This window comes from Streptomyces sp. 3211.6 (assembly GCF_003634815.1).
GTDB classification, from domain to species: Bacteria; Actinomycetota; Actinomycetes; order Streptomycetales; family Streptomycetaceae; genus Streptomyces; species Streptomyces katrae_A.
The window spans coordinates 195,494-203,345 of record NZ_RBXC01000003.1 but is presented as its reverse complement, the minus strand read 5'-3'; the positions used below and the strand labels follow the sequence as shown (position 1 = coordinate 203,345).

Here is a 7,852-nt window from a genome sequence, read left to right as displayed (position 1 = left end):
ACGACCAAGACAATCACCGCCAGCGTCATCACCGGGTCCATACCCGAAGGCTGCGGCGTCGGGGCCGGCTCCTGCGGCGGCGAGGCCGACTGCTGGGGCTGCGGGTCGAAAGCAGTGGACATCAGGGAATCCCTCCCAAGAGGTCTGCGGACCGTCCGCAGACAGGTGCTACTCCCCCTCCGGCACTTGCAGTCTCCGCATACCTGCGAGGGGCAAGCAGCACAGTGCGACGGGCAACGGTTAGCCCCGCAACCCCGCCGCCCGACCCCTCCCAGCCACCGAACCAAAAGCCACAGAAGGCCGCCTGAGACGACGTCACTCCTTGCCAAGGCAAGGAGTACAGGAGCAAGAGAACAGGCCCGCACAGAGGCGCTCACGACCTTCATCGCGCCCTTGCGTGGAATTGTCCGCTCTGTTATCGCGCGGAGGCGCGTAGAAGGCCCCTCACCATCCGTAGAAAGTTGTGCCGGGACGGGCTCCCACAGAGCCCGCCCGGCACACACGTGTTCAGACCCGCTTGGGCATCAGACCCGCTCGGGCAGACGACGGACCTCCCCCGTCACTTCCTCTCCCGGGGTCTCCTCCTCTACACCGGGCCGGTCACCGAGAAGCCACCGGCCGAGGCGCCGGCGCAGCCGGCCCAGCCTCGGCGCCCAGAACTCCCGCACCAGCTTCACGAGCGGCGGCCCCGCGACTAGCAGGACCAGGCCGATGACCGCACCCGTCTCAGACGGGTGTTCCGCCAGCAGGAGTGACATGTCATTGATGTTCCGCAACTTGATCTCCATCGATGATCGGGCGCTACGGCCCGATCCGGGGATCAGGCGGCCAGCGCCCAGTAAGGACTGGTGGCATCGAGCTGGAGAGCCACTTGCGGGCCGCGCGGAATCTCGGGAGAGGCCATGCGGATCACACCGCACGGCGAACAGGCGAGGGGCGGCACTTGATCGGCGTACGGGTACGCCGCCGGCATCAACCACCCCTGCAACGCCTCGCGGAGATCGGCCCGCCAGACCGCGATCAGGTCCGCAACGGCGCGGCCGAGGGCCACAAGGTAGGCGAGCTGGAACTCGTAGAAGCTGCCCCCACTACACCCGTCCGACCACTCGCCATAGGCGCCGGTCGAAGAACGGAAGGGGGGCAGGGACGCGGCAGCGGACGGCGCGAGCCCAGCGGACAACACGTAGGCGCCCCAGATACCAGGGACAGATCTGCCCGGTGCCGTGCGGCTACCACGGCGCCCACCCCGCCGGAAGACCTGCGGAAGATCGGATGCCTCAACCGGTGCCGTACGGGAGATACGGCGCTCAGCCCGTTCTCGGAGGCGGGCGACCCGGGCCTCATCCGGCACCTCACCGAACGCCTCTCCGAGAAGCTTTGGAATGACAGCGGCGTCCCAGATCGCGAATAGATCGGAAAGCCACGAATTGATTCGACGTTCGGCAACGGACAGTCGGGAAAAACTGCTCCAAGCGGTGGAAACCCGTTGGTTGAAGCGAGGCACATACTTGGACTTATAGATCCACGGCCGTTCCGACTGGCTGAACAACTTCGCAGCGACATCGTCGAGCTCGTCACGAAGTACCAGTGGTACATCCGACGCCAACGAACCACGGGACGTCACCTGCCAAGGAACCAACGGGGTCACACCAGCAGCACGGAACGCACGCCAATCGGCGCCGAACCCGCCTCTCTGCGAGATTAGGAACGGGTGCCGCGGCTCCAACGCGGTGCAGCGTCGCACCGCCATACTCGGAGCGGAGCGGACCAGGGAGGCGGTACTGGGTGAGCAGCACGGTGGTGCCGCTGGTGATCGCGTTCCTGGGGATCGTCGGCACCCTCGTATCAGGTCTCATGACACAGCAGCTCGCCGCAAAGGCCAAGGCCAAGGAACTGGATCAATCAGCACGGCAGCGCGTCCAGGAGCGGCAGCACGAAACCGAACGCGTGATGAAGGAGGCCATTCGGAGCTGCTACGTCGTGCTGAACACGGCTTCCCTGGACTTCCACTCCGAGCTGAACCACTTCTGGCACGCCCTCCGGGCCGGCCGCGTCACGGATGACGTGAGGGCTCGGCTGGACGATGCACGGCGCGAGCACCGGGCGCGGTACTCCGAGGCGCAAATGCGGGTACCGGACGACGTACTCACCGTCATCGACGGCGTCCACCGCCAGCTCAACCGCATCTACGGGGTCCTCAAGCGTCTGGACAGCGGGATCCCGTCAGGCTGGGAGGACGACGAGTCCCTGGACGGAGCACACCATCAGATCATGGGGCTCTGGGAACAGCTCACGGAGATGCGCCGCATTATGCGCCGGAGCATCGGCGTGACTCAGGATGGTCCCTAGCCGGACTTCCTTCGAGCAGCGCACACCCACGCTCCCGAAGCAAGCATCCACACGCTTCCAGAACTCACTCGACGACGAAGCCAGCCACGCCTCTCCCTGCTGCCGGATCTTCGGTCTTGCTCCTCGAAGTGGTCGGCGAATCCACCCACGCGCCTCGCCGATCGGAGTTCTGACGGCGGCGGCCGAACCCCCGGGGTCACCCGAACGGACCAGCCCAAGGCCGGGTGGCCCCCTGAGGGCGGCTAGCGTCGCCTTGTAGGTCTCCGCCGTATGGCCGAAGGAGGCACCGTGAACGGCACACTCTGGCGTCCCGCGGTCCGAGTGGCCGCCGCATTCGGGATCCTCGCCGCGCAGTCCCTGGCCCTGGGTGTCCTGGGTGCGGGCCCGGCACACGCCGCCGTGCAGTACTACGAGATCCGCAGTCCAGAGGGCAAGTGTCTGAGCGTCGCGGGTTCCTCCCAGCGCTTCGGCGCGGATGTGGTCCTGTGGGACTGCCTGGGGATCACGGACCAGCGATGGCGGCTCACGGTCGGAGGCGACACAGTGGCCGGGGAGCTGGACGACCGGCCAGCCGGTCAGCGCGGTACCGACCACGTCCTCTTCCGCAGGCTCCAGGCCCAGCACAGCGACAAGTGCCTCGCGCTGGCGGGGGACAATTTCGAGCTGGACACCGACATCGTGCAGGCGGACTGTTCGTATGAGAATTACGTGGACTGGACGCTGACCGGTCGTGGAGACCGGTACGAAATCAGCCAACAGCACTGTGTCGGGCTGGCCGGGAAAACTCCTCGCAACGGCACCCCCGTCGACTACCAGGCCTGCACCGCGGCCACTCCGAAATGGCTGTTCAAACCCTGGCAGTGAGGCCGGAACCTCAGATGTCGCCGTGTGCGTCCCGTCCTGCTGGCTGGGCCGACCGCACCTCTGACGGTCATGGTGCCGACACGCCTCCTGCCCCGCCGAGGCGAAGACGCGGTGGACGGCCTTGTCCGAGTACGACATCCGGAACGCGAACAGGTAGCAGGTCACCAGCTCGCCGGCCAGCTTCACCGTGACTCCCCGAAGCCGACCTCGGCCTCGGCGCCGGGCCCGTGGGTCTGCGGGACGCGTCGACCACACTCTTGCCGGCCTCCAGCCGGATCTCCTCGCGGCGGGCAGCGACCGATCCGCGGACCATCTGGTAGGAGACATCGGCGCCGTACTCGTCCAGCAGCCGGTCGAAGATCCCCTTGACGGTGTGTCGCTGCTTGCGCGGTGCGGTCAGATCGGCCGTGAGGATGCCGTCGATCACCGGCTTGTAGGGTCCAGTCGTGTCTCCCGCGGCTCCATCTTCTTCCGCGGTTCCGGCAACGCCGAGATCAGGGCCTAGCCAACGCCGTACTTCCGCATGAGCGCCCGCAACGACATGCCGCCCTTGGCGTCACGGCGGATCGCCGCGTACAGATCGACCTTGGACTTCGGCAGCACCCAGGCCCCTCGTCGTGGAGAGCACAACCATGGTCCCGAAGCAAGCACCGAGGTGTTCTCGAAACTCAGGTTCTGGCTCAACTTCTGTGGTCTGGTCACGCTGAGTCAGTAGGTTAGATCCCGAGCGGCAGGTGTTTCTTGAAGCTCAGGCTGTGAATGGAGGGTTGCTCGAAGCTGGCCGACGATCTGTCGCCATAGCGGGCCCTCTGGGGTCTCGTCCCAGAGTTCGGCGAGCTCGGATTCCCCTGCAAGGACCCGGTCGAGGGCTTCGACGGCAAGGGTTCGGAGGTCACTGGCGAGGACAGGCAGGGCTTCGTTGGGCCCATAGCTTGTGGTGATCGGTTCGCCGTCTGGGCACTGGGCTGCAACGAGAGCGGCGGCTGCGACGGCCTCCACCGCATCCGAGCTGTCGAGGTAGTCCTGGGTCTGGACGGTCCGGGTCAGCGTGGTTCGGATGAGGTTCTCTCGCTGGTCCATGGCTGTCTCGTCCAGGGTGTAAGCGAAATCCGCAGCGGTGTCGTTGTCGAAGTGGCCGATGTCCCAGGTGCCCATGTGATCTCCTCGCGTCGTCGTCCGGGGATCCTCGCATCGGCCACTGACATTGCGGTCATGAGGCGAGCAGTACTCGCTTGCGCAGAAGCTTGAAGCCGGCGCGTCCGTACATCTGCCGCTTGATCATTTTGATGCGGTTGACGTGGCCCTCGACGACGCCTGAGCTCCAGGGCAGGGTCAGGCCGGCAGTGACGGCTGCGAGGTCGCGTTCGAGGCCGTTGGCGAAGGTGTGGAGGCTGGGCAGGTCGTCGGCTCGGACGGCCTTGATCCATTCGGGGAGCCGTTCTCCCCGGAGCTGGGTGAGCATCTGCCCGAAGGATCGGACGTGACCGGCGAGGGCGTCCAGTTCGGGGCAGTGGGTGAGAACGGACTTGAGCTTCAGTCGCTCGTTCTCCGCGAGTGCGTCGGGGTGGGTCAGGATCCAACCGGCAACAGTTCGGGGAGATGGCGGTCGAGTACGTGGCATGGCGTCCCGGAAGGGACGAAGGTAGGCGCGGACGGCACCGTATCCACCTGAGTATCCGTGTGTCTGGATCTCCTTCCAGAGGGTCCAGGCGTTCGTGCAGCCCTCGGCCCACCGCTCGTGCAAGTACGGCTTGAAGTCGTCGAGCTTCGTCCTGCGGTTTTGCCACTGCCCTTGGAAGAGGTCTTCCGGGGTTGCCGCGTCGGCCAGACGCTGCACGGTTCGGTAGGTCATCCGGAGTTCGCGGGCGACCGCGCGACGACTGTGTCCCTCGCCGAGCATTCCCTGGACGATCGCGTGTTTCTCGCGGGTTCGGTCGGCGAACCGGTGCCCAGTGGGCCAGGGCGACACGCCAGTTTCTGCCGCCGGTGGCGTGGTGACGCTCTCGGAGCCGGGCGCCGCGAATGGCGCTCTCAGACAGGACCGATGGCGCGACACGCATCGCTCGGCGGCCTCGCCGAGGTTGCGCCAGAGATGAAAGCGGTCTGCGACCTGCACCGCAGTGGGTGCCCCGGTGCTGGCGCCTTCGGCGAAGAAGGGGGCTCGGTCGCGGCATACCACCTCAATTGCGGGACACTCAGCAAGCCAGGCGGCGACGGTGGCTGCCTCGCGGTCGGGCAGCAGATCCACCGGTCTGCGGGTTTCGACATCAACCAGCACAGTCCCGTAGACACGGCCCTTGCGCATCGCGTACTCGTCGATGCCCACCACCCGCGGGGCCGACGTTTGAGGTTCAGGCATCGCCTCGACCAGCCGAAGTACCGTGCTGCGGCTGACGGAGATACCGAAGATGTCCGCAAGTCGGGCGCCGGCCCGGCCGGCCAATGCGAGGCCCACCTCGGCCAAGGCTGAACGCAGCCGCTCGGTCCGCTGACCGTAACGTCTGGTCAGTCCGGGGATCTATTCAACGAAGGTCTGCCGTCGGCAGGAGGTATCCGTGCAAGTGAACCGGCGGACCTGCAGGCGAAGCACTACACGCCTCCCGGCGCTGGGCAGATCGGCAGGAAACCGCAGGTAGGACCCATGAATCCGGTTCGACCATCTTCCGCAGCCCGGACACTCAGCACCGGCAGACTTGCGCGTGACGCCGATCCAGATCGCCTCGCCGTCGTCCTCAGCTGACATGACCGCGACTTCAGGGTCCGACAAGAACAGGAGCTCTCCCAGCCGGAGCAGCACTTCGTTCACGGCTCCGAACTCTCGGGCACGGCACGGCAGCCCCAAGTCGTTTCAGGACGATCTTGCGAGAGACACGACCAAGATCAACAATCACGGAGCGTTGACGCACCACAAAAGTTGAGCCAGAACCGAAACTCAGCGACATCACTCTCCCGTGGAACCGAGCGTTCCTGTCGCTGAGCATCAGACGTTCTTGAAACTCACCAACAAAGCCAGGGCATCGACTGCCGGGTGGCGCGCACTCGCCTGGCGTGGTGTCGAACGCCTTGTGGAGCGAGGCGAAGCCGAACCGCGCCTACGCCGGCCGGTTACGACGGCGGCGAGATCTTGGATGGAGCGCCCTAAGACGGCGGGAGGCCGCGTGCTCCCTTGAGCTTGGCACCGCTGAGCTTCGTACCCGTAAGGACGGCGCCGGTGAGATCCGCATCCGTGAGGTCGGCCTTCGACAAGTCGGCATCGGTGAGGTCCGCCCCCGACAGGTCCACTCCCGAGAGGTTCGCATCGCTGAGGTGCGCGCCCCGCAGAGTGGCACACGTCGGCGCGGCCTCCGGCTCCTTGGTGCTGCCGCCGGGGGCCAGGAACACTTCCGAGCAGAACGTCGCCTTCCTGAGGTCCGCCCCTACGAAGGAGGCGCGGGTCAGATCCGCACCTGCAAAATCCGCCCCCGTCAGGTCCGGGCACTTGATGACCCAGTTGCACAGGTCGGCGTCGGTGAGGTCGGCCTGCGGGAATCCCGTGTCCCTCAGCTGTGCCTCCTCGAAGACGGCCCCCGTGAGGATCGCACTCGAAAGATCTGCCCCGCTGAGGTTCGTCTTCTCCAGGTCGGCTCCGGAGAGATCCGCGCCGCCGAGCTGCGCACGTCGATGAACCACGTCACCCAGGGGCGCAGCAGTTCTCCGTCCGCGTCGACCACCAGCGGCCCCTGGACACAGGTGTGGTTGCGCCACTGCCTCGGGCGACGCCCGAACACATCGTAGGCCCGGGCCGCCTCCGGCCCCGGGTCAGGCCCGCGCGTTCGCCCGCGGTCAGGTCACGGCGCACCACGTGCAGGAACGTCGACAACGACAGCACCGGATCCAACACGGGCACGGTTTCCGCCGACGCACCGCCCGGAACCGCGACGGCCGGCTCACCGGCCGCCGTCCGGGCGCGAGCCACCAGCTGCCGGTGAACTGCGGACGCGTTGCCCCGCCAGTACGCAAGCAGCACCCGGACCTCCGACGTCACCTCGAACCGGTCCACCGGACGTTCCGCCGTGCGCGGCTCGGCCTCGGCCTGTGCGAGCCACCGCCACACCGTCCGCTCCGACACCCCCAGACACTCCCCCGCAAGACGCACATGCCCCCCGTGAAAGCCGCCCCTGGGCCCGCAGCCGCAACAGCCGTTGCACGGCAGGGCCGCGCAACGCCGCGAGCGCCGCACCCTCCGCCGATCGCCATCTGCCGGTGCTGGCTTCACGGGTCGACCAGGTCGAGGGCCTCGGGCCGCGCTGGTCCGAGATGTCGGTTCGGGTGGGCGAGACCGAGGTGGAGTCATCCGTGCGGCTGGGTGACATCGGCGTCGACTGGGCCCGGGTGCTCTTCGGCGACGCGGACGCCTTGAACGCCTGGCAGCACGATCAGCCTGTGGACGGCCTGGCCGACGTCGCGGTTTGGGGCGCCGCCGCAGCCGAAGCCGCCGTGGCGTTCTCGGCACCGGAACTTGGTGAACCCGGTGAAGAGAGCGTCCGCGGATGGACCGGGCTGCCGGTGGCACGGACGGCGCATCAGGGTGACTTCCGGCCCCATTCCCCAGACGGATACTTTCCTGTCTTCGCCGGCCTCGACGCCTCAGGGGCCTTGG

General features: G+C 66.9%; 9 protein-coding genes. 2 read left to right on the top strand and 7 right to left on the bottom strand.

Annotated elements, in window-relative coordinates; genetic code table 11:
* Positions 1-524: 524 nt before the first annotated feature.
* Both BX286_RS36945 and BX286_RS36220 read right to left on the bottom strand, forming a co-directional pair.
* Positions 525-758, bottom strand: a complete 234-nt coding sequence (locus BX286_RS36945; protein WP_187344336.1) for a hypothetical protein — start codon at positions 756-758, stop codon at positions 525-527.
* Positions 759-820: 62 nt separating this feature from the next.
* Entirely contained in the window at positions 821-1,750 is a 930-nt protein-coding gene (locus BX286_RS36220) for a hypothetical protein (protein ID WP_148710337.1), read from the bottom strand.
* Positions 1,751-1,785: 35 nt separating this feature from the next.
* Here BX286_RS36220 and BX286_RS35930 point away from each other — a divergent pair, with 35 nt between their 5' ends.
* Together BX286_RS35930 and BX286_RS35925 are read left to right on the top strand one after the other, a co-directional pair.
* Positions 1,786-2,349, top strand: coding sequence for a hypothetical protein (locus BX286_RS35930; RefSeq protein WP_121017956.1), 564 nt, complete (start codon positions 1,786-1,788; stop codon positions 2,347-2,349).
* Positions 2,350-2,637: 288 nt separating this feature from the next.
* Positions 2,638-3,213, top strand: coding sequence for an RICIN domain-containing protein (locus BX286_RS35925; RefSeq protein ID WP_185117380.1), 576 nt, complete (start codon positions 2,638-2,640; stop codon positions 3,211-3,213).
* Between the two features lie 67 nt (positions 3,214-3,280).
* Here BX286_RS35925 and BX286_RS36215 read toward each other — a convergent pair whose 3' ends face one another.
* The 5 genes from BX286_RS36215 to BX286_RS35910 all read right to left on the bottom strand — a co-directional run bounded on the left by BX286_RS36215 (position 3,281) and on the right by BX286_RS35910 (position 6,882).
* Complete coding sequence (locus tag BX286_RS36215; RefSeq protein WP_123996025.1) at positions 3,281-3,640, bottom strand: hypothetical protein; 360 nt, start codon at positions 3,638-3,640, stop codon at positions 3,281-3,283.
* Between the two features lie 281 nt (positions 3,641-3,921).
* Positions 3,922-4,368: a DUF4259 domain-containing protein gene (locus BX286_RS35920; RefSeq protein ID WP_079432184.1), complete on the bottom strand. Its 447-nt coding sequence runs from the start codon at positions 4,366-4,368 to the stop codon at positions 3,922-3,924.
* 55 nt (positions 4,369-4,423) lie between these two features.
* Positions 4,424-5,668 carry a transposase gene (locus BX286_RS35915; RefSeq protein ID WP_261993703.1) on the bottom strand — a complete coding sequence of 415 codons (1,245 nt, stop codon included), beginning with the start codon at positions 5,666-5,668 and terminating at the stop codon, positions 4,424-4,426.
* Between the two features lie 63 nt (positions 5,669-5,731).
* A complete protein-coding gene (locus BX286_RS37170) occupies positions 5,732-5,956 on the bottom strand; it encodes a transposase family protein (protein ID WP_261993702.1) in 225 nt (74 codons plus the stop codon).
* 395 nt (positions 5,957-6,351) lie between these two features.
* Positions 6,352-6,882 carry a pentapeptide repeat-containing protein gene (locus BX286_RS35910; protein ID WP_187344335.1) on the bottom strand — a complete coding sequence of 177 codons (531 nt, stop codon included), beginning with the start codon at positions 6,880-6,882 and terminating at the stop codon, positions 6,352-6,354.
* Positions 6,883-7,852: the final 970 nt, after the last annotated feature.